This is a genomic window from Leptotrichia hofstadii (assembly GCF_007990525.1).
GTDB lineage: Bacteria > Fusobacteriota > Fusobacteriia > Fusobacteriales > Leptotrichiaceae > Leptotrichia > Leptotrichia hofstadii.
Genome location: NZ_AP019823.1, coordinates 1,253,833 through 1,273,728 on the forward strand (window position 1 = coordinate 1,253,833; position 19,896 = coordinate 1,273,728).

General features: G+C 28.8%; 26 protein-coding genes. 20 read left to right on the forward strand and 6 right to left on the reverse strand.

Annotated elements, in window-relative coordinates:
• Window positions 1–26: 26 nt before the first annotated feature.
• From FVE77_RS12645 to FVE77_RS05885, 8 genes are all read left to right on the forward strand, one after another.
• On the forward strand, window positions 27–188 hold the full coding sequence (locus tag FVE77_RS12645; RefSeq protein WP_162141763.1) for a hypothetical protein: 162 nt from the start codon (window positions 27–29) through the stop codon (window positions 186–188).
• Window positions 189–419: 231 nt separating this feature from the next.
• Window positions 420–695 (forward strand): type II toxin-antitoxin system RelB/DinJ family antitoxin, encoded by a 276-nt coding sequence (locus FVE77_RS05855; RefSeq protein ID WP_006804298.1) that lies wholly within the window; start codon window positions 420–422, stop codon window positions 693–695.
• Window positions 688–960, forward strand: coding sequence for a type II toxin-antitoxin system YafQ family toxin (locus tag FVE77_RS05860; protein ID WP_006804297.1), 273 nt, complete (start codon window positions 688–690; stop codon window positions 958–960). The genes FVE77_RS05855 and FVE77_RS05860 overlap by 8 nt, the downstream gene beginning before the upstream one ends.
• Before the next feature lie 382 nt (window positions 961–1,342).
• Entirely contained in the window at window positions 1,343–1,618 is a 276-nt protein-coding gene (locus FVE77_RS05865; protein WP_006804298.1) for a type II toxin-antitoxin system RelB/DinJ family antitoxin, read from the forward strand.
• Window positions 1,611–1,883, forward strand: coding sequence for a type II toxin-antitoxin system YafQ family toxin (locus FVE77_RS05870; RefSeq protein ID WP_006804297.1), 273 nt, complete (start codon window positions 1,611–1,613; stop codon window positions 1,881–1,883). Before FVE77_RS05865 ends, FVE77_RS05870 begins: the two co-directional genes overlap by 8 nt.
• Before the next feature lie 384 nt (window positions 1,884–2,267).
• On the forward strand, window positions 2,268–2,543 hold the full coding sequence (locus tag FVE77_RS05875) for a type II toxin-antitoxin system RelB/DinJ family antitoxin (protein ID WP_026746383.1): 276 nt from the start codon (window positions 2,268–2,270) through the stop codon (window positions 2,541–2,543).
• A complete protein-coding gene (locus FVE77_RS05880; RefSeq protein WP_197735417.1) occupies window positions 2,536–2,808 on the forward strand; it encodes a type II toxin-antitoxin system YafQ family toxin in 273 nt (90 codons plus the stop codon). Before FVE77_RS05875 ends, FVE77_RS05880 begins: the two co-directional genes overlap by 8 nt.
• Before the next feature lie 72 nt (window positions 2,809–2,880).
• Window positions 2,881–3,249 (forward strand): hypothetical protein, encoded by a 369-nt coding sequence (locus FVE77_RS05885; RefSeq protein ID WP_026746381.1) that lies wholly within the window; start codon window positions 2,881–2,883, stop codon window positions 3,247–3,249.
• 51 nt (window positions 3,250–3,300) lie between these two features.
• Here the strand turns inward: FVE77_RS05885 and FVE77_RS05890 are convergent, their stop codons facing one another.
• From FVE77_RS05890 to FVE77_RS05905, 4 genes are all read right to left on the reverse strand, one after another.
• Window positions 3,301–4,116 carry a phospholipase D-like domain-containing protein gene (locus tag FVE77_RS05890; protein ID WP_232052972.1) on the reverse strand — a complete coding sequence of 272 codons (816 nt, stop codon included), beginning with the start codon at window positions 4,114–4,116 and terminating at the stop codon, window positions 3,301–3,303.
• A complete protein-coding gene (locus FVE77_RS05895; RefSeq protein WP_036087935.1) occupies window positions 4,085–4,996 on the reverse strand; it encodes an esterase/lipase family protein in 912 nt (303 codons plus the stop codon). The genes FVE77_RS05890 and FVE77_RS05895 overlap by 32 nt, the downstream gene beginning before the upstream one ends.
• 17 nt (window positions 4,997–5,013) lie before the next feature.
• Entirely contained in the window at window positions 5,014–5,787 is a 774-nt protein-coding gene (locus tag FVE77_RS05900) for a type III pantothenate kinase (protein ID WP_026746379.1), read from the reverse strand.
• Window positions 5,788–6,206: 419 nt separating this feature from the next.
• On the reverse strand, window positions 6,207–7,868 hold the full coding sequence (locus FVE77_RS05905; RefSeq protein ID WP_026746378.1) for an OPT/YSL family transporter: 1,662 nt from the start codon (window positions 7,866–7,868) through the stop codon (window positions 6,207–6,209).
• Window positions 7,869–8,282: 414 nt separating this feature from the next.
• Here FVE77_RS05905 and infC point away from each other — a divergent pair, with 414 nt between their 5' ends.
• The 6 genes from infC (at window position 8,283) to rsmA (ending at window position 12,098) form a co-directional block, all read left to right on the forward strand.
• On the forward strand, window positions 8,283–8,816 hold the full coding sequence (gene infC / locus FVE77_RS05910) for a translation initiation factor IF-3 (RefSeq protein WP_021744546.1): 534 nt from the start codon (window positions 8,283–8,285) through the stop codon (window positions 8,814–8,816).
• A gap of 44 nt (window positions 8,817–8,860) precedes the next feature.
• Window positions 8,861–9,067 (forward strand): 50S ribosomal protein L35, encoded by a 207-nt coding sequence (rpmI, locus tag FVE77_RS05915; RefSeq protein WP_026746377.1) that lies wholly within the window; start codon window positions 8,861–8,863, stop codon window positions 9,065–9,067.
• A gap of 205 nt (window positions 9,068–9,272) precedes the next feature.
• Window positions 9,273–9,617 (forward strand): 50S ribosomal protein L20, encoded by a 345-nt coding sequence (gene rplT, locus FVE77_RS05920; protein WP_021770297.1) that lies wholly within the window; start codon window positions 9,273–9,275, stop codon window positions 9,615–9,617.
• A 926-nt stretch (window positions 9,618–10,543) separates the two neighbouring features.
• A complete protein-coding gene (locus FVE77_RS12985; protein WP_006804282.1) occupies window positions 10,544–10,672 on the forward strand; it encodes a hypothetical protein in 129 nt (42 codons plus the stop codon).
• Complete coding sequence (gene hpt, locus FVE77_RS05925) at window positions 10,656–11,210, forward strand: hypoxanthine phosphoribosyltransferase (protein WP_006804281.1); 555 nt, start codon at window positions 10,656–10,658, stop codon at window positions 11,208–11,210. Before FVE77_RS12985 ends, hpt begins: the two co-directional genes overlap by 17 nt.
• Window positions 11,211–11,249: 39 nt before the next feature.
• Entirely contained in the window at window positions 11,250–12,098 is an 849-nt protein-coding gene (rsmA, locus tag FVE77_RS05930) for a 16S rRNA (adenine(1518)-N(6)/adenine(1519)-N(6))-dimethyltransferase RsmA (protein ID WP_026746376.1), read from the forward strand.
• Window positions 12,099–12,199: 101 nt separating this feature from the next.
• Here the strand turns inward: rsmA and FVE77_RS05935 are convergent, their stop codons facing one another.
• A complete protein-coding gene (locus FVE77_RS05935) occupies window positions 12,200–12,460 on the reverse strand; it encodes a DUF4911 domain-containing protein (RefSeq protein WP_026746375.1) in 261 nt (86 codons plus the stop codon).
• Window positions 12,461–12,476: 16 nt separating this feature from the next.
• Entirely contained in the window at window positions 12,477–13,409 is a 933-nt protein-coding gene (locus FVE77_RS05940; RefSeq protein WP_146967857.1) for a tRNA 2-thiocytidine biosynthesis TtcA family protein, read from the reverse strand.
• 231 nt (window positions 13,410–13,640) lie between these two features.
• Between FVE77_RS05940 and FVE77_RS05945 the strand changes: the two genes are divergently transcribed.
• From FVE77_RS05945 to FVE77_RS05970, 6 genes are all read left to right on the forward strand, one after another.
• The gene (locus FVE77_RS05945) at window positions 13,641–13,883 is read left to right on the forward strand and encodes a KH domain-containing protein (protein ID WP_026746373.1); all 243 of its coding nucleotides are present in this window, start codon (window positions 13,641–13,643) and stop codon (window positions 13,881–13,883) included.
• The gene (locus tag FVE77_RS05950; protein WP_026746372.1) at window positions 13,883–14,275 is read left to right on the forward strand and encodes an acyl-CoA thioesterase; all 393 of its coding nucleotides are present in this window, start codon (window positions 13,883–13,885) and stop codon (window positions 14,273–14,275) included. Before FVE77_RS05945 ends, FVE77_RS05950 begins: the two co-directional genes overlap by 1 nt.
• A gap of 103 nt (window positions 14,276–14,378) precedes the next feature.
• Window positions 14,379–14,807, forward strand: a complete 429-nt coding sequence (gene rpiB, locus FVE77_RS05955; RefSeq protein ID WP_026746371.1) for a ribose 5-phosphate isomerase B — start codon at window positions 14,379–14,381, stop codon at window positions 14,805–14,807.
• A gap of 120 nt (window positions 14,808–14,927) precedes the next feature.
• The gene (locus FVE77_RS05960) at window positions 14,928–15,269 is read left to right on the forward strand and encodes a histidine triad nucleotide-binding protein (protein WP_021744537.1); all 342 of its coding nucleotides are present in this window, start codon (window positions 14,928–14,930) and stop codon (window positions 15,267–15,269) included.
• Between the two features lie 36 nt (window positions 15,270–15,305).
• Window positions 15,306–17,489, forward strand: coding sequence for a DKNYY domain-containing protein (locus FVE77_RS05965; protein WP_026746370.1), 2,184 nt, complete (start codon window positions 15,306–15,308; stop codon window positions 17,487–17,489).
• A 163-nt stretch (window positions 17,490–17,652) separates the two neighbouring features.
• Window positions 17,653–19,860 carry a DKNYY domain-containing protein gene (locus FVE77_RS05970; RefSeq protein WP_026746369.1) on the forward strand — a complete coding sequence of 736 codons (2,208 nt, stop codon included), beginning with the start codon at window positions 17,653–17,655 and terminating at the stop codon, window positions 19,858–19,860.
• Window positions 19,861–19,896: the final 36 nt, after the last annotated feature.

Here is a 19,896-nt window from a genome sequence, read left to right on the forward strand (position 1 = left end):
ATGATGTATTTATGAAAAAAATAATTATGTTGGTTATATTGGCCATGACATTGTTCAGCTGTGAACTGCTTGATCCAAGTGCTTGGGAAAGAGCTCATCAAAAAGCAGCTGAAAGAGGAAGAAAATGTTATAGGAATCAATATGGAAATGTATATTGTGAGGATAGATACGGAAATAGGGAATACTAATGTATACTGCAAAGGTACAAAATAAAAAATAATGAATTTATATTAGGAAGGGCAGAGGATTCTCGTTTGGGGAGGATGTATCTTGCTCTTTTTATTTTGGTTAAATAATTGTATTTTTTAATTAATTTTCTAATTGAAATCAATTCTGTTTTCAATATTAAAAACATTGGTTTGTTGTATTGACAATGTAATTAAAAATTGATACAATGAAGAAAAAAGGAGGTATTTGTTATGGCAAATGCAAATTTAAGTATTAGAGTTGATAAAGAAACAAAAGAAAAAGCGAATGAATTGTTTAACAAATTTGGCTTGACAATGACAACCGCAGTAAATATGTTCTTAAAAACTGCAATTAGAGAAAATAGAATCCCTTTTGAATTGAAATTGGAAGAAGAGCCAAATGAAGTAACTTTAGAAGCAATGAGAGAAGCTGATAGAATTGCAAGAGATGATAGTGTAAAGGGATATGACAGCATAGAGGAGTTGAGAGAGGCACTTGGTGTATAAAATTAAATTTACAGGACAATTCAAGAAAGAATTGAAATTAGCCAAAAAGCAAGGAAAAGATATTAATAAATTATTTAAAATCGTTGATATTTTAGCTCAAAAGAAAGTATTAGACATTAAATATAAAGATCATGCATTAATCAGTAATTACAAAGGATTCAGAGAATGCCATATTGAACCTGATTGGCTATTAATATACAAATATTATGATGATATTTTAGTGTTATCCTTATCTCGTTTAGGTTCACACTCAGAACTGTTTTAGTATGTTTCTGAAATTTGAAAAACATTAAATAAGCAAAATTTCGTTAAAGAAAAAATAACTAAATACGAATGTATTTCTTTCGCCATAATTTTTATAATGATAAAACTTATTTATGCAAAAATAACTTTTGTTTGCGAAAGTGAGTGTAGTTTCTACGAAGCGAGTTTTATTTTTTCTTTATAAGAAAGTTTTGCGTAAAGCGGGATAGTTCGTAGAACGTTTCGCCAGTATCTCTAAGTAGCAGTCAGTTAAAGATGTTAAAATAACTGTTATTGCGAAAGAGGGCATGGCGTTTGATGCCCTTACGTAAAAAAACATCGGTTTATTGTATTGACAATGTAATTAAAAATTGATACAATGAAGAAAAAAGGAGGTATTTGTTATGGCAAATGCAAATTTAAGTATTAGAGTTGATAAAGAAACAAAAGAAAAAGCGAATGAATTATTTAACAAATTTGGATTGACAATGACAACCGCAGTAAATATGTTCTTAAAAACTGCAATTAGGGAAAATAGAATCCCTTTTGAATTGAAATTGGAAGAAGAGCCAAATGAAGTGACTTTAGAAGCAATGAGAGAAGCTGATAGAATTGCAAGAGATGATAGTGTAAAGGGATATGACAGCATAGAGGAGTTGAGAGAGGCACTTGGTGTATAAAATTAAATTTACAGGACAATTCAAGAAAGAATTGAAATTAGCCAAAAAGCAAGGAAAAGATATTAATAAATTATTTAAAATCGTTGATATTTTAGCTCAAAAGAAAGTATTAGACATTAAATATAAAGATCATGCATTAATCAGTAATTACAAAGGATTCAGAGAATGCCATATTGAACCTGATTGGCTATTAATATATAAATATTATGATGACATTTTAGTATTATCCTTATCTCGTTTAGGTTCACACTCAGAACTGTTTTAGTATGGTTCTGAAATTTGAAAAACATTAAATAAGCAAAATTTCGTTAAAGGAAAAATAACTAAATACGAATGTATTTCTTTCGCCATAATTTTTATAATGATAAGACTTATTTATGCAAAAATAACTTTTGTTTGCGAAAGTGAGCGTAGTTTCTACGAAGCGAGTTTTATTTTTTCTTTATAAGAAAGTTTTGCGTAAAGCGGGGTAGTTCGTAGAACGTTTCGCCAGTATCTCTAAGTAGCAGTCAGTTAAAGATGTTAAAATAACTGTTATTGCAAAAGAGGGCATGACGTTTGATGCCCTTACGTTAAAAAAACATTGGTTTGTTGTATTGACAATGTAATTAAAAATTGATACAATGAAGAAAAAAAGGAGGTATTTGTTATGGCAAATGCAAATTTAAGTATTAGAGTTGATAAAGAAACAAAAGAAAAAGCAAACGAATTATTTAACAAATTTGGCTTGACAATGACAACAGCAGTAAATATGTTCTTAAAAACTGCAATTAGGGAAAATAGAATCCCTTTTGAATTGAAATTGGAAGAAGAGCCAAATGAAGTGACAATGAAAGCAATTGAAGAAGGAAGACGGATTGCAAAAGACGATAGTGTAAAGGGATATGACAGTATAGAGGAGTTGAGAGAGGCACTTGGTGTATAAAGTTAAATTTACAGGACAATTTAAAAAAGATCTGAAATTAGCGAAAAAACAAGGAAAAAACCTTGATACATTATTTAACGTGATAAAAGTCTTGGAAAAAGGTGAAAAACTTGATGATAAATATAGAGACCATAGTTTATTTGGAAAATATAAAGGGACAAGAGAATGCCATATTGAGCCTGATTGGTTGTTAGTTTATGAAATAATAGATAATGTGCTGGTACTTGTATTGTATAGATTAGGTTCACACTCAGAACTGTTTTAAAAATCGGGTTTTGTATTACAAAAAAATATGGTATAATTATTATGAAAAAGATTGAAGGAGAAGGTGGTTTTAATGAAAAAAATTTTTAATAAAAAGATTGGTGTTTTGATTTTTTCTTTGGTATGTGCGGGATTGGCAAACGCTGCACCTGTAAGAAGTGAGAATGAAGCTTTGAGACTTGTGCAAAATTCAATAGCTAAGCATAAATTTGGTGGTAGTCAAGGGACAAAATGCATGAGATTTTATGTTGATGAAACTGATGAAGAATTTGAAATTGATGTGCGAAGCAATAATATGAAATGCGGTGGAGATCCAAATGTTGAGCCACGTTTGTTCAGTTATACTGTAAACAAAAGAACTGGTAAACTTGCAACAGATAACATTAGTTATGCTAACAGTTTAGGGTTGGAATGGGACGGAAGCTATAATCCGATAGATTAATTGTAATTGTATTTAAAAAAAGAGTTGTCTAAATTGTTAAACTAGGCAACTCTAATTTTTTTTGCTAATTTTATATTTCAATTCTTTTAGTGATATTGGGTTTACTTTCAGTAAATCTTTATAAACTTTATTTAAGTGCTTAATTGCAGTTTTGTCGGTTGTTTTTATGCAAGTTTCGTGATTTAGCATAAATCCTGTGTCGGTAAAGTTTAAGGAACCTAAAAATGCAATTTTATTGTCAATTATGTAGATTTTGCTGTGAAGATCGTAGTTCTTGCTTAAAATATGAATATTAAAATTATCACGCAATGAATAGTAAAATTCATTGTTTTTTATTACTGTTCTTAAGAAAAATGTAAAAAGTCCTAGAAAAATTGTTAAAGCTAAAAGATTAGCTTTTGCAATTGGAAATACAGACTTTATAAAGGAAACATCAAAGAGAAACAGTGTAAAAATTTCCAGTATTGCAATCGACAAAATTAAATAGAGTATTGTCAGTATAAGTTTTCCCAATAGGAGAATAAAGTTCCCCAAACCTGGCATTGAATGATATTTAAATAAGTTTTTTCGTAAAAAAGGATAAATTTTTTCATTATCTTTTGAAACGATGTTTACCTGAACGTCTTTATTTAATGAACTAAAAATATCTTCAGTTATCATATCCCCGCTTAAAAAAGGAGAGATTACTGTGATTGATTTCTTGGCTTTTTGGATAGCATTTCGTACACTAATTCCAGCCTTTTTTCCAACATAGATATCACAGGAAATCCCTTCTAAGAAAGGTTGCTCAGCTTTTGGAATATTCCTTGTTCTTGTAGTTTTTTTTGTTGTGTAGTTAGTTCGTCTTGTCGTCTTTTTTTTTATCATTTTCTTTTATATCAGGACTTTTTAAAAAGTCAGAAATCTCCTTCATTGTTCGGTTATCTTTCAAAATACTCGTGTGAGTAGTATTATTAATAATTTTAAAATTATCAGATTCCATTTTTGCAGTTTCCAAAGGTACCATTCCATCGTCCTTGCCACGAATTATCATTGAATACAGCGGATTATTTGTCTTGTTTCCAATCAGAATCATATAATCGTAATTAGGCTCGCCAAGCTGATTTACAAAACTATCCTTTTTTGTGCTAAATTGTGGAACGACTTTTCCGAGCATAACTGGGAGTTTGTCTACAAACGGAACATCTGCTAGATGGCTTCCGTGCGATGGCGGAGAAATAAATACAACTTTTCCTAAATTTTCAAGAGGATTTTCCTTTAAATAATATCGTAAAATCCCAGTTCCCATCGAGTGTGCTACAAAATTAATCTTTACATTTTTTTGTGCATTTTCATCATTTGTTTTCTCTTTCCGTTTTCCATTTTCATCAATTTCATAATACTGATTTTCTATTTTTCTATGCAGATTGTCTGTATAAATCTGCCCGTTAATATCCTCAATATTTGGCTTTATATAACGTTCAACAATCTCTTCAGCAGTGTCCTTGGTAGTAGGATACTGAATATTGATAATTCTGTAATCATTCTTAAATTTTTGTGCGATACTTTCCATATCCGAACTTTTCCCGTAAATACCGTGAAGAAGTACCATAAAATCTTGATTTTTTCGAGATTTGTCATCTTTTTCATAGTAAGTCTTGATTTTATACTCATGGTAAAGAAGTCCACCAACAACATTTTGAGTTGCAACTGCTCCAGCTACTGTAATTATTGAGCCAATTAATATATTTTTTGCTATTTTTTTCATATTATTTTCCTTTTTATTTATTTTTTGCAGTTCAATTTATAAAATTCAAAAATTCCCATTTCTCCAAGTTTTGCTACATATTCATCAATTTCTTTGATATATTCTGAAATTTTCTGTCCCTGTCCGCCAGTTGCGATAACGTAAGCGTTTGGAAAGGAATTTTGGTATTGTAAAATTAATTCTTTTATTGCGCCAACATTTCCGTAAAAGATACCGGCATTTATTTGTGAAATTGTATTTATTCCCAAAACTGTTTCAGGCTCGGTAAATTCAATTTTTGGCAAAGCAGCGGTATTGCTAAACAAGGCATTTATTGAAAGTGTGATTCCAGGAAGAATGCAGCCGCCCATATAAGTGGAATCTTTTATCATGTCAAAAGTTGTGGCTGTACCAAAATCAATTATTAAAAGTTCCTTTTCTGGATATAGTTTTTTTGCGGCCAAAATGTCTACAATCCTGTCTGCGCCAAGACCACGCTCCATATTTGGCAAAATTTTTATTTCATTTTCTACATTGTCAAGTATTACAAACATTGGATTGATGTTAAAATATTTTTTCCCAAGCCTTGTAAAATTTTCGTTAATATTTGGAACAACTGATGAAATAACAATATTTTTAATATCTGAAATTTCTAAATTGCTGTTTTTTGCAAATTCCTTTAACATTACAAAAAGAGTATCTTCGGTAAATTCCAGATGTGTCGGTATTCTGAAAGTTGCTAGAATATCACCATTTTCATTATAAAAAATTGGTATAATATGTGTATTTCCAATATCAAATCCTAAAATCATTATTTTTCCTTTCTGTTAGTGATACTAATCCCCTTTTAAATAGCGGATTTATTATAAACTTATCTAATAAATGATATAAACCCAATATTTTCAAATAATTTAAGATGTAATTTTTATTTTTTAAACAGGATTTAGTATAAATTAATCCGTCGGAGCATTTTTCTGTGCTGACAAAACTGTTTGAGCATAGCGAGTTTTTTGTCAGTGCAGGAAAATGTCGTAGACTAGCCATAGGTTGTAGGATTTGCGGCAATGAGCAATCCTACGAAAATAAAATAGAAAAAAATTGAATGATTATGAATGAACTATTGAAAAATCCTATTATAAAAATTTATTCTCATTTTTAAACGGAGTTTAGTATGAGTTTATTAAAAGATTAAACTCAAAATCTTGTCTAAATTTAAATATATAAAGATATTTTATTTTACAAACAGCTTGATATAAGCAACAATTGATAAAATAACACCTATAATCGCTTCTCCGCTCATTAATCCATTAGAAATTAAAAGCAGGTTTGAGTGAGATTTTTGTGAAATTCTGTTTCCAAAAAAACTTGCAAGTCCGCCTAAAAATACAGTTGAAGTTAAATAAAACGGTACATAGATTCCAATCCCAAAAGTTAAAACCGGTAAATTTAACAGGCTTAAAAGTAGTCCCGCTGCAAGTCCAATAAAGAAAATATTCAAAAACGGAATTCCGTTTATTACCGTTGCTACAATTGAGGCTTGTAATGCTATTAAATCCGTATTTTCTACTGGACCGATAGTTTTATAGACTTTGAAAAATACAAAAAACAAGAATGTTATTACAAAAGAACTTGCAATTGAGCCGATTAATTCACCAAAAAGCTGTTCTGATGGATTTACTTTCATTTTATATCCTGATTTAAAATCGTTTAGAATATCGCCAGAAAGACCGCATGCGACAGCTATAATGCAAGCCAGTAAAAATAGCGTCAGAGTGTTTAAGTTTGTAGAAAATTTTATTCCGCCAATGTTTAATCCATTTAACATTTTATTTAAAAATGAAATTACAAGAATTGTGATTATGGCGTAAATTTCCATTGGATTAACTCCAGTTTTTCCAGTTGAATAACCTGCGATTATTGTGCATAAAATCGAGATTAGGACTAAAACTAACGCAAGAAATATTGGAAGTTTATAAATAAAAATTATTACAATTATCGAAACGGCTGATAAAATAAATAATTTGGTAATGATACTTCTATTTTCTGAATTATTCTTTGATTTATTAGAAAAAATAATTTTCAAAATTACAGCGATTCCAATTCCAATCATAAATCCCATTCCAAAACTATTTTTCATAATGGGAAAATCAGCAATTTTAAACATTTTTGCAAGCGGTTCCCCAACAAAAATTACAGCAGCGCCCCCTAAAAACCAGACAAATGTATTTACAAATCCAAGCACATACCCGATTCCGACTAAAAGAGGCGACACATAAAAGCTGAAAGGCACATTTTTTAGTGAGACTAATGCTGGAATAATAGGAGCTTTTCCCTTTGTAAAGCTAAAATCACGAAAAAGAGCTACAGCAGAGCTAAATAATGTTCCAAATGAAACGTAATGGAAACTTGCATTGTTTTTACCAGAATTTACAAGATTGTAAGCCGCTTCCCCAATTGGAAATTCCAAATCTTCTTCTTCAATTAATTTTGAACGAAAAATGTAGGACAAAAATGAACCTGCAATGCTTCCAATCAAAATTGTGATAAAAAGCAGCCGCTGATTTATGTCTGTTAATTTTCCGCCTAAAATAATGTAGGCTGGAACTGTAAAGGCAACTCCTCCCGCCACCATTGAACCAGCGCTCATAATGGTATGTGTAATTGTAATTTCCTTATTATTCGTCTTTTTAAAGAATTTTAGCGCCATCATTGATAAAAGTGTAACCATTATCGTTGGCCATGGCAATGCCCCAAATTTAAGCACGATATAGAAAGAGCTGGCAGATACAAGTACAGCTCCGATAATTCCAATTAAAATTGATTTAAATGTTATATTTAATCCGCTGCTTTTGTTGTTGTTTTTATTTGTTTTTGATGCTCTCTTTTTTGCCATTAAGTTTCCTCCTCATTTTGTTATTAAAATTTTACTTCATTTCCAGGGTGTTTGTCAATGAAATTTTACGAAGCTGGAGTACTAATGTTTGGATTTGCAGTTTCGTGGCAAGAAATTTTGATAAATTTTTCTTGCAAAATAAAATAAAATATGATAAACTGTTTTAGTAATTAAATTAGAAGTAGAAACATTGTTTCTCACCTTTCCATCAATATATTTAGATTTTGGATTGATTTTCCAAATAAAAGTAGAATGTTTTGTTCTATTTTCAAGATGAGTTGGGTATTAGTTATTTGATGTTTTATAATAAAATAAGTATTTTTGTTATGCTGATTTTGTTGTGAATTTATTTATATAATAACTATTGAGCAAGGTTTCTTATATCTTGTTTTTTTATTGTAAAAAAATTAGGAGGTGTTTTTTATAAGAGGAAATAACCGATCTGATGAGCCAAGAATGAATGAGCGAATTAGGGCAAGAGAAATTAGAGTCGTTGGTGATGATGGAGAACAGTTTGGAGTAATGTCGGCTAGAGATGCGCTGGCGCTTGCGGCAGAAAAGGAATTGGACTTAGTTGAAATTTCGCCAAATGCAACACCGCCTGTATGCAAAATTATGGACTATGGAAAATTCAAGTATGAGAAAACGAAGAAAGACAAGGAAAATAAGAAAAAACAAAAAAATGTCGTTATTAAAGAGATTAGAATTAAGCCTCATATTGACGAGCATGATAAAGAAACAAAAATTTCTCAAATTGAAAAATTTATAGCCAAGGAGCATAAGGTAAAAGTCAGTTTAAGACTTACAGGTAGAGAAAGATTACATGCAGAATCTGCTATTAAAGTATTAGACGAGTTTGCAAGCCATTTTGAAGAAACTGCGACAGTTGAAAAAAAATATGGAAAAGAACAGGTTCAAAAATTTATTTTATTATCGCCTAAAAAATAAAGGCAAAATTTAAAAAAGTGAAAAGTGATTTAGGAGGAAAGAAAATGCCAAAAATGAAAACACATAAAGGAACAAAAAAAAGAGTTAAAGTTACAGGAAGTGGAAAAATTTCTATAAGACATTCAGGAAAGAGCCATATCTTGACTAAAAAGACTCATAAAAGAAAAAAACGTCTAGGACAAGACGCAATCGCTCCAAAAGGTGCTGAAAGAAAAATCAAAAAAGCATTGGCTGGACAAGAAGGAAGATAGTTTAAGTAATTACTTTAAAATTATTTTTAAAAAAGTAATTTAACAAATTTATTACTTTGTATTTAAAAGTTAAGTAAAAAAAGCGGTTTAAAACAAGAATTAACGGCTTTTTATTAAAAAATCAAAATTAAAAATTAACAAAAGTTAGTTCTGAATATTAAATATAAAGAACAAAAAACGGCTAAAATATTAAGGAGGAAAGAAGATGCCAAGAGTAAAAACAGGAATAGTTAGAAGAAAAAGACATAAAAAAGTTTTAAAAGAAGCAAAAGGTTATAGAGGAGCCATAAAAACAAATTATAAAAAAGCTAATGAAGCAGTTAAAAAAGCTATGGCTTACGCAACTGAACATAGAAAATTGAAAAAAAGAAAAATGCGTGAATTATGGATTATCAGAATTAACGCCGCTGCAAGATTAAATGGAATTTCTTACTCAAGATTAATGAACGGACTTAAAAAAGCCGGAATTGAACTTGACAGAAAAGTTTTAGCAGACTTAGCATTAAATAACCCTGCTGAATTTACAAAATTAGTAGAAAAAGTTAAATAGAAATAAATAACAAATCAATACTCAAATGGTAATTTTTAATAAAATAAGCTATTTGAGTATTAATTTTTTTAATACGATTTCCCATTTAAATAGTAAGAATCAGAAAATTCATGGAATTAAAGCCTTTTTTACAAGATTGTACTGTTTACAACCTATGTAATTATAAAATATCCTTTAATTAAATTTAATCATTAAGTATACATCTTAAAGACTTTTGTAATTTTATTTATATATTTTATAGAGTTGTTCCAATCTTTATTTGCGAAAGTGAGCGTCAGCGAGTTTCGTTTTCGTAGTACTTCAAGTTTATCCAAATAATAAATGTTTTGACTACTTTCCCAAATAAAATTTGTGAATATTTCAAAAAAATTCTTAGACGAGCCAGGGTTAGTGCGTAGCACTTTCGCCATTCTCTTTAATATGTCATTATTTAAATTTGTTAGAATAACTATTATTGCGAAATGAGGGGAAATGGCGATTGATTTCCCTTGCTTATATAAAAAGAAAAAACATGAAATTATGAAAAATATTTATTAATAATAAGCAGTTTTTCAAACCTTAAATAAAAATCCCTATGGATTCTGGATACTTAAAAAATTAGATTTGAGCAGAAAGGGATATATTTTTAAGTCTTGTAAAAGTAAAACGACTGTAAGTTATGAGATAGCCCTTTTTATATAGGGAAATTAAATAAATAATGTTTTTTTTGGGGCTATCTCATAAAATGGTCTTTTATTCAAAAAAACAAATTTCCCTATATAGTCAAATGATTGTTAATTATTAATTAACCCTCTTTTGACAATACTATTATAACATGAAAATTAAAAAAGTCAATATCATAAATTAAATATCTTTAAATTTTTTTTGAATTTTTTTAAAAATATACATTTTTAATTCTTGAGAAGGAATTTAAATAAATTTAAATTATGTTTGAAATTATTGAAAATCGAGGTAAAATAGAGTTTAAGAGAAACGGTTTAGTGTCTGTGTATTTTTTTGCAAGTATTTGGGGAAAGAAATTAATAATGGAGGAAGATTATGACAAAAGATGTTGAATTTGGAATAAAAGAGCAGCTGATTACTAAAGAAGAAATTCAGAAAAGATTAAGAGAATTAGGAGAACAAATTACAGAAGATTTTAAAAATGAAAATGAACCGCTTATAGTTGTTGGGCTTTTAAGAGGATCTATCGTGTTTATGGCTGATTTGATCAGAGAAATAAGATTACCGCTTGAAATCGACTTTATTGAGGCTTCCAGCTATGGAGAAGGAACGCAGACTTCTAGAGAAGTTAAGATTCTAAAAGATTTAAGAAGTACAATCAGCGGGAAAAATGTGTTAGTTGTAGAAGATATTATTGATTCAGGATTTACACTGAAAAAAATATTACAGCTTTTAGGAAGCAGAAATCCTAAGAAAGTATCATTGTGTACATTGCTGGATAAACCTGAAAGAAGGGAAGTTGAAATTGATGTGCAGTATATAGGTTTTGAAATTCCAAATGAATTTGTTGTGGGATACGGGCTTGATTTTGATGAAATTTACAGAAACCTTGAGTACGTTGGAATAGCTGAGCCATCGGTTTTTGAATAATTTATAATAGTTCTAGGGTACATTAAATAAGGAGAAATATTGAAAAGAAATAAAGAAAAACATCATAAAAAGAATAAAAACTTCGAGAATGAAAATCATAAGGCTAAAAAAAAATATGGACAGAATTTTTTAAATGACAGCAATTTATCAGATGAAATTTTAGACATAGCAAATATAGATGAGAAAACAGAAGTTTTGGAAATAGGACCAGGATTGGGATTTTTGACAGAAAAATTGATTGAAAATTCTAAATTTTTGACTGCTTTTGAGATAGATGATGACTTGATACCGTTTTTGAATAAAAAATTTGAAAACAAGCAAAATTTTAAGTTGATTCATCAGGATTTTATGGAAGCAGATTTGGAAAAATTTTTTGAAGATAAGAAAAATGTCAAAGTTGTGGCAAATATTCCGTATTATATAACTTCGCCGATTATTAACAAACTTTTGGAATACCGTGAGAATATTGATGAAATTTATTTGATGGTGCAAAAGGAAGTGGCAGAACGGATTGCCTCCCAGCCCCATAGTAAAAATATGAGTCTGCTTACACACGCAGTTCAATTTTATGCTGAAGCAGAATATCTGTTTACTGTGCCTAAAGAAAAATTTGATCCTGTTCCAAAAGTTGATTCTGCATTTTTAGGAATAAAAATTTTGAAAGATAAAAGATACGAAAGCCAGATTTCAGAAGAAAAATATTTTAAATATTTAAAAGAAGCATTTTCCAATAAACGAAAGAGTATTGCTAACAATTTAACAAAATTAGGATTCTCAAAGGATGTCGTTGGAGCTGCGCTAGAAAAAGTTGGAAAGACAAGGCTTGCACGGACTGAAGAGTTTTCTGTTCAGGAATTTATTGATTTTATTGGGATTTTGGAAAAATAAATTAATATTGCAATTTATGATTTTATAAAATTTTAGTTTAAAACAAGAGCAGAATATTAGTAAGTAAATTCATGATAATTTGTAAATGAAAAGGCTTGGAATTATAATACTCCAAGCCATTCTCTTTTTTCCAGAATTTCTATTTCGATATTTTTTTGCTTTAATGTTTCGATTGCGTTATCCATATCATCTAAAAGATAAGAATTTGTAAGAATTTTTATTAAACCGTTCTGATTGTCAAGAGTTCTTACGTTTCCTAAGCCATCGTATGCTTCTATGATTTTATTGATAAAGTCGATATGTTCTTTTTTTGTTTGAATAATGTATTCCCAGCTTTTCATCTCTTTTTCATTCTTGTTCATATTTTTATCCTTTCTTTTAAAACTTGTCTAAGTATGAATATTTTCCGTCAGAGTCTTTCCAGCCTAATATTTTTTCTAAATTTACATTTTGTGTTGATTGAACTATACGTTTTTTTATATCAGGATTATTTTTTACAAGCTGTGCAATTAAGTCCTTGGTTTCACGGCGTTTGCTGGAAGTCTTTTCAGCAGCTACAGTACAGCCACAGTTCATCGGTAAGATACCGTTATTTCGTACCCATTTTATAATTGCTTTTTCTTCTACATAAAATAATGGACGTATTAATTCTATCTCAAAATTATCGGACTTTAGTTTTGGCAGCATTGTTTCAAATTTTCCCATATAAAACATGCTCATTAGAGTGGTTTCGATAACATCGTCAAAATGGTGTCCAAGTGCTAGTTTGTTGCATCCAAGTGAAGCTGCTTTTGTGTAAAGGCTCCCACGACGCATTTTGGCACACATATAGCAAGGATAGTCTTTTGCAATCTTTTCTGCAATTTCAAAAATATTATCATTATAAATCTCACATGGAATATTCAGATGTTCTAGATTTTTTTTCAAATTATTCAAATTGGCAGGGTTAAATCCAGGATTCATTGAAATAAATACCAGTTCAAAATTAGTTCTGCTGGCTCTTTTCAGTTCCTGAAACAGTTTTGAAAGCAAAAGGCTGTCTTTACCCCCAGAAATAGCAACTGCAATCCTGTCGCCATCCTTTACCATTTCAAATTCCTTTAAAGCTCTTATAAAAGGTGTCCAAAGAGCTGAACGGTATTTTTTCTGAATGCTTTTTTCAATAGTTTCCAGCGGCTGAAGCGGGACAGACGGCAAAATTGTTTCACAAACTGCACTTCCGAGAGAAGTAGAAGCAATGTTGTCAGTATTTATTTTATTATTTATTGTATTTCCATTATCGAAATCGTTTTCGATGTTTTTTAGGTTCATTAATTTATAACTCCTTTTAAAATTTGTTTCTTTATAGACTGTATCAAGTTTTTAGGAGATTGTCAAGTAGTTTAGGTTTTGCTTTGGTATAGCAAAGAATATTAAATTAACAAATTTTTATATTGTATTTCAATAAAATTTAAAAACAAAATTTGATAAGAATATTGAAATTATGGTATAATAGTTATAAGAAAATAAAATTTTAAATAAAAAATGGAGGAAAGAAATAAAATGAGCAAATATTTTGAAACTGTGGATTTTTGGGTTGAAAATTTATTGGATTCGACTGAAAGCTATACAATTGAAAGCAATGAAAAAGGGAAATTTGTGGATATTACGATTAATGTTACAAAAGATGATATGGGGAAAGTAATCGGAAAAAATGGAAGAATAATCACAGCGCTTAGAGTTCTTATGTCTTCACTTGCAAAAAAAGATAGAAAAAGTGTAAAAATTGAAGTTAAGGAAATGTAATGAAAAAGAAAAGCTTTAAACTTAGAGTTTATTATTATGATACTGATAAAATGGGAGTTGTGTACCATTCAAATTATTTAAAATGGATGGAAATGGCACGAACTGAATATTTTAGGGATGTTTTTCCATATAAGAATATGGAAGATATGGGATTTATTTTGCCAGTAAAGACGCTGAATATCGAATATATTAATTCTGCAAAATACGATGAAGAAATTGAAGTTTCTGTGAAAATTGAAGAAATAAACAATATTAAAATCAGGTTTTCTTATGAAATGCACAATTCAGACGGAGTTTTAAAGGCAAAGGCTGAAACTGTAAATGTTTTCGTGGATGAAAAAGGAAAATTAAAAAGAATTTCAAATGAATTGCTGGAAAAACTCATTAAATAACCATTTGTAATATTTATAGTATTATTAAAATAATTTTGTGAAATAAAATTAAAATTATGAAATAAATTTAATATAAATCATAAAAAGAAAAGGGGTATTAAAAATGAAAATAGCGATTGGAAATGATCATGCAGGGGTAGAATTTAAGAATAAAATTATGAAAGAACTTAGAAGCAACGGGTATGAAGTTGTAAATGTGGGAACTAATACTTTGGATTCAGTTGATTATCCTGATATTGCTAAGGAAGTTAGTAAAAAAGTTCTGGATGAGGAAGTTAACTTTGGAATTTTGATTTGTGGGACTGGAATTGGAATTTCTATTGCTGCAAATAAAATAAAAGGAATTCGTGCGGCTCTTTGTCACAACGAGTATACAGCAAAACTTTCAAGGCTTCACAATGATGCAAATATTATAGCGTTAGGAGCGAGAGTTTTAGGTGAAGATTTAGGGCTGGCTTGTGTTGAAGCGTTTGTAAATACAGAGTTTGAAGGTGGCAGACATGCTAAAAGAGTTGGGAAAATAGAATTATAATTTAGAAAATATATTAAAAGATTCTAATTAAATTTTATCGTTAAATATTTGTTAGACTTTTTCGGAGATAACTAAAGTTTAGCAAAATATATATTATTATAAAATAAGGAAGTGATTGTTATGTCAACAATTTTTAAAAAGATAATAGATAAGGAAATACCAGCAAATATTGTATATGAAGATGAGGAGTTTCTTGCTTTTCATGATATAAATCCAGCGGCGAAAGTCCACGTGCTTGTAATTCCAAAAAAGGAAATTAAAAATTTGGATGCGGCAACTGAGGAAGATGCTCTACTGCTTGGTAAATTACAGTTGACTGTGGCAAAAGTGGCTAGAATTCTGGAATTGGATAAAGATGGGTATAGAGTTATAACTAACATTGGGGACAATGGTGGACAGGAAGTTTATCATATTCATTACCATATTTTAGGTGGAGAAAAATTGCCAGTTACATTGAAATAGAAACAGTAAAATTTTCTAAAATTATGGAGGAAGTGCATGAAAAGCAGACTTTCTAAAATTGTAATTCTTGTCTTTCTTGTGACAAATCTAGGAATAGCTGAATATATAAAAAAAGATAATGCTGTTTACTATAAGGATGAAATATGGCAGGATGATGAGAAAAAGGTAAATGATGCGAATTTTAAAACATTTGTAGAATTGAATAAGATTTATGGGAAAGATAATAAAAATGTTTTTTATGGAGACGAAAAACTAGAAAATGCAGATTTTAAAACGTTTCAGGCAGTTGGAGAAAATACTGGAAGAGATAAAGACAACTTTTATTGGTATAACCAGAAAGTAAAAATAAATCCAAAAGATTTTAAACTTTATAAAAATAATGATAAAATAAGATATTTTAGAAATAATGGGAAAATATATGATTTAGAAGGATTAAATGAACTTAATGGAATTGAAGATGTAGATACTTTTGAAGTACTGGATGATGAGTATTCAAGAGATAAACATAATATTTATTATGATGGAGTAACTTTGTCTGATGTGGATATGGATACTTTTCAGATAATAATGCGAGATGCTTATGCGAAAGATAAAAACAAGGTGTATTATGGTTCAAGACCAATAAGGGAAGTGAATCCAAAAACAGTAAAAATTTTAAGTGAAATTTATTTGAAAGATGATAAAAGTGTATTTACAAAATATGGGAAAATTGAAAATGCTGATTTGAACAGTTTTGAAGTTTTAGGAGAAATGCATATTTACGCAAAAGATAATAAAAATGTTTATTTATTTGGTGAAATAATTAAAAAAGCAGATCCTAGAACTTTTGAAATAATTTCAGAAATAGCTTTTGCAACATATTCAAAAGATAAAGACAAAGTTTATATTTCTGGAATGGAAATAAAAGGAGCAGATTCAAAAACATTTGAAAAATTAGAAAAATCAACTTTTTATTCAAAAGATAAAAATAACTTGTACTATCAAGAAGTAAAAATTGATGAAATTAGAGATAATTTAGAAGACATGAGTGCTGGAGTGCTTGATATTATAAAAAATGGAAACAGAATTTATGCTAATGGAAATAGGCTTGATATAGAAAATCCAGAAAATTTTAAAATAATAAAAAATGATTATTACAATAATCCAAATATAATTTATGGGAAAAACAATAAAAATATATATGTAATTATAGGAAATGGACAAAAAATTCGTAGTAAAATAATAAAAGATGCGGACATAAATTCTTTTGAAATAATGGAAATTGGTGCATATTCACGAGATAAAAATAATATTTATTTTACGTATTCTGATGTTGTGCAAATGAAAGATGTAGATAAAGACAGTTTTACTGTCGGAGAACATGGCTTTTCGTATGATAAAAACAGTGTTTATTTTTATGGGAAAAAGATAGATGGAATCAGTCCAAAAAGCTTTAAGATTGTTGATTTAGCTGTTAACTCTTGGAAACCTGTAACATTTGCACTATTGACAGACAGTAAAAATTTATATAAATTTATTTATGAATTTGATCCTGAAACGTATAAATTGAAAAATACAAAATTGGTTACTGTAACGAATGTAAAAGTAGATGCTCCGAGTTTTGAGATTGTTAAAGAAGACACGGGAAGTTATTATAGGGATAATGACAGCGTTTTTTATTATGATATGAATAAAAAAGAACTTATAAAAGTTGAAGGTGCAGATAGAAATAGTTTTGCTGAAATGGATAATTTTTTTGCAAAGGATAATAAAAATGTCTATTATCTTGGGAAGCAAATTAGGAATATCAGCTCAGAAGGGTTTAAATTTGTTGGTCCAGATATTGCAAAAAATAAAAATGGTGTATATTTTTTGAAAGATAAAACTGGAGAAGGAGATTATGAGATAGTACCTTTAAATTTTGACAGTGCTTCATTTGATATAGCGAATAAGGATACAAGTAATTATTTTAAAGATAAAAATGGGATTTATTATCTTGATTACGGTAAACTGTTAAATTCAGAATTAAAGGATGTGCAGAATGCCTTCATTAAACTCGAAGGAGCAGATATTCCAACATTTAAAGCATTTGGATATGGGTATTCCAAAGATAAGAATAGAGTTTATTGTGGATATAAGGAATTTAAAGGGGTGGATGTGCCAAGTTTTACTGTCGTGCGGGAAGATGAGGGAGTTGTAGTTAAGGATAAAAATAGGACTTATGAAATTGATTGTGAGTGACAAGTAAAAATTATTTTGAGTTATATTTTGGTAAGATTGCTTTAAAATAGAATTTAGAAATCATAATTGTCCTGCTAAAATTCTTTTTAATTATCTGATTTAATTTTGAAAGGTTTTAAATGTTTTTTGATAAATTGTTTAAAAAAGGAGTTGGAGAATTTTTATGAAAAGCAAACTTTCTAAAATTGTAATTCTTGTCTTTCTTGTGGCAAATCTAGGAATGGCTGAATATATAAAAAAAGATAATGCTGTTTATTATAAGGATGAAATATGGCAGGCTGATGAAAAAAAGGTAAATGATGCGGATTTTAAAACATTTGTGAAATTAAATGATATTTATGGAAAAGATGGGAAAAGAGTTTTTTATCTTGATGAGAAGTTAGATGGTGCTGATGTTCGGTCTTTTCAGGTAATTGGAGAAGTCAGTGGAAAAGATAAAAAATATATTTATAATTATGATGAAAAAATGGAGATAAATCCGAAAGATTTCAAACTTTATAGAAATAAAGACAAACTTCTGTATTTTAGAAATAATGGTAAACTGTATATTGGAGGAAGTTTTCTTGAAGTTGAATATATTCAGGATTTGGACAGTTTTGAGGCAATTGATCAAGGTTATTCAAAGGACAAGTATAATATTTATTATGCTGGAACGCCAATATATGATGTTGATAAAAGTACATTTCAGATAATAATGCCTGATTATTACGCAAAAGACAAGAATAATGTGTACCGTGGCTATGATAAAATAAAAGATGCGAATCCTGATACGATAAAAATATTAAATGAGGTTTACTTGAAGGATGATAAAAATGTATTTCTGAATTTTGGTCAAAAAATAGAAAATGTCGATGTGGCTGCTTTTCAAGCGATAGAAGGAAATGTAGCTTATGGAAAAGATAAAAATAATGTCTACTATCTTGGTGAAAAAATAAAAGGAGCTGATGCAAAATCTTTTGAAGTTATTTTAGAGCCTAGCGATCTTATTCAGATGTATTCAAAAGATAAAAATAGTGTCTTTATAGGAGGACTAAAAATAAAAGAGGCTGATTTGAAAACTTTTGAAAGACTTTCTGGAACAACTTATTATTCAAAGGATAAAAATAACTTGTACTATCAAGAAGTGAAAATTGATAAAATTGACAATAAAAATCTTAAAATTTTGTATTCTGATGGAATTGACTTGGTAAAAAATGGAAATAAAATTTTTTCAGAAGGGAAAAAATTGAATATAAAAAATCCAAAAACTTTTGAAATAATTTCGAATGAATATAATAGTGTTCCAAGTTTGATTTATGGAAAAGATGATAAAAATGTATATGCAATTACAAGATTTGATGAAGTTTATTCAAGTAAAATAATAAAAAATGCAGATGTAAATTCTTTTGAAATAATGAAAAATAATATGTATACAAAAGATAAAAATAATATTTATTTTACACGAAATGATGTTGTAAAGTTAGAAGGTGCTGATAAAGATAGTTTCGTTATTCAAGAAAATGATAATGACTTTTCTTATGATAAAAATAACGTATATTTTATGGGAAAAAAGATAAACGGAATAAATTCTAATGAATTTAGAATTATAGATTTGAATAACAAAAATGAATCTTTCTATTTCCTGACTGACAATAAAAATTTATATAAATTGATTACTATTTTTGATGAAGATAGTGGTAAAATTGTAAAAACTAAGTTAGTTATAATAGAAAATCCAAAAGTGGATACTAAAAGTTTTGAAGTGATAAATAAAAACTTTGATACTTATTATAGAGATAAAAATTCTGTTTATTATTATGATGCGGATTTTGGCAAAGAATTGAAAAAACTGGAAGCAGCTGATAGTAACAGTTTTATAAGTTTGGAAGCAGACTTTGGAAAAGATGACAGGAATGTTTATTATAACGGAAATAAATTGGAAGGCGTAAATTCTGATGGACTTGAAATTTTAGATGAAAATGCTATAATTTTTAAAAATAAGGATGGAGTTTATCTTTTAAAAAATGACGAAAAAGTAAAGTATGAGCTTGTATCTTTAAATTTCGATAGTAATTCTTTTAAACCTGTCCATAGACGAAGTAATTATTTCAAAGATAAGAACGGAATTTATTATCTTGATTTTTTTGATTTAGAATATTTAGATGTAAAGAAAGAAAAAGATATTCAAAGCAAATTTTTCTTTAAGATAGAAGATGCTGATGTTCCAACATTTAGAGAACTGCTATTTGATTTTGCAAAAGATAAGAACAAGGTTTACTGTAAATATAAAGAAATTAAAGGTGCTGATGTTCAAAGTTTTTCTGTTGTGTCAGGAGACGAAGGAATTGTAATTAAAGATAAGAATAGAACTTATGAAAATGATTGTGAATAATTAAAGAAGTAAATTTAGAAAGTGAAAAAATATAAA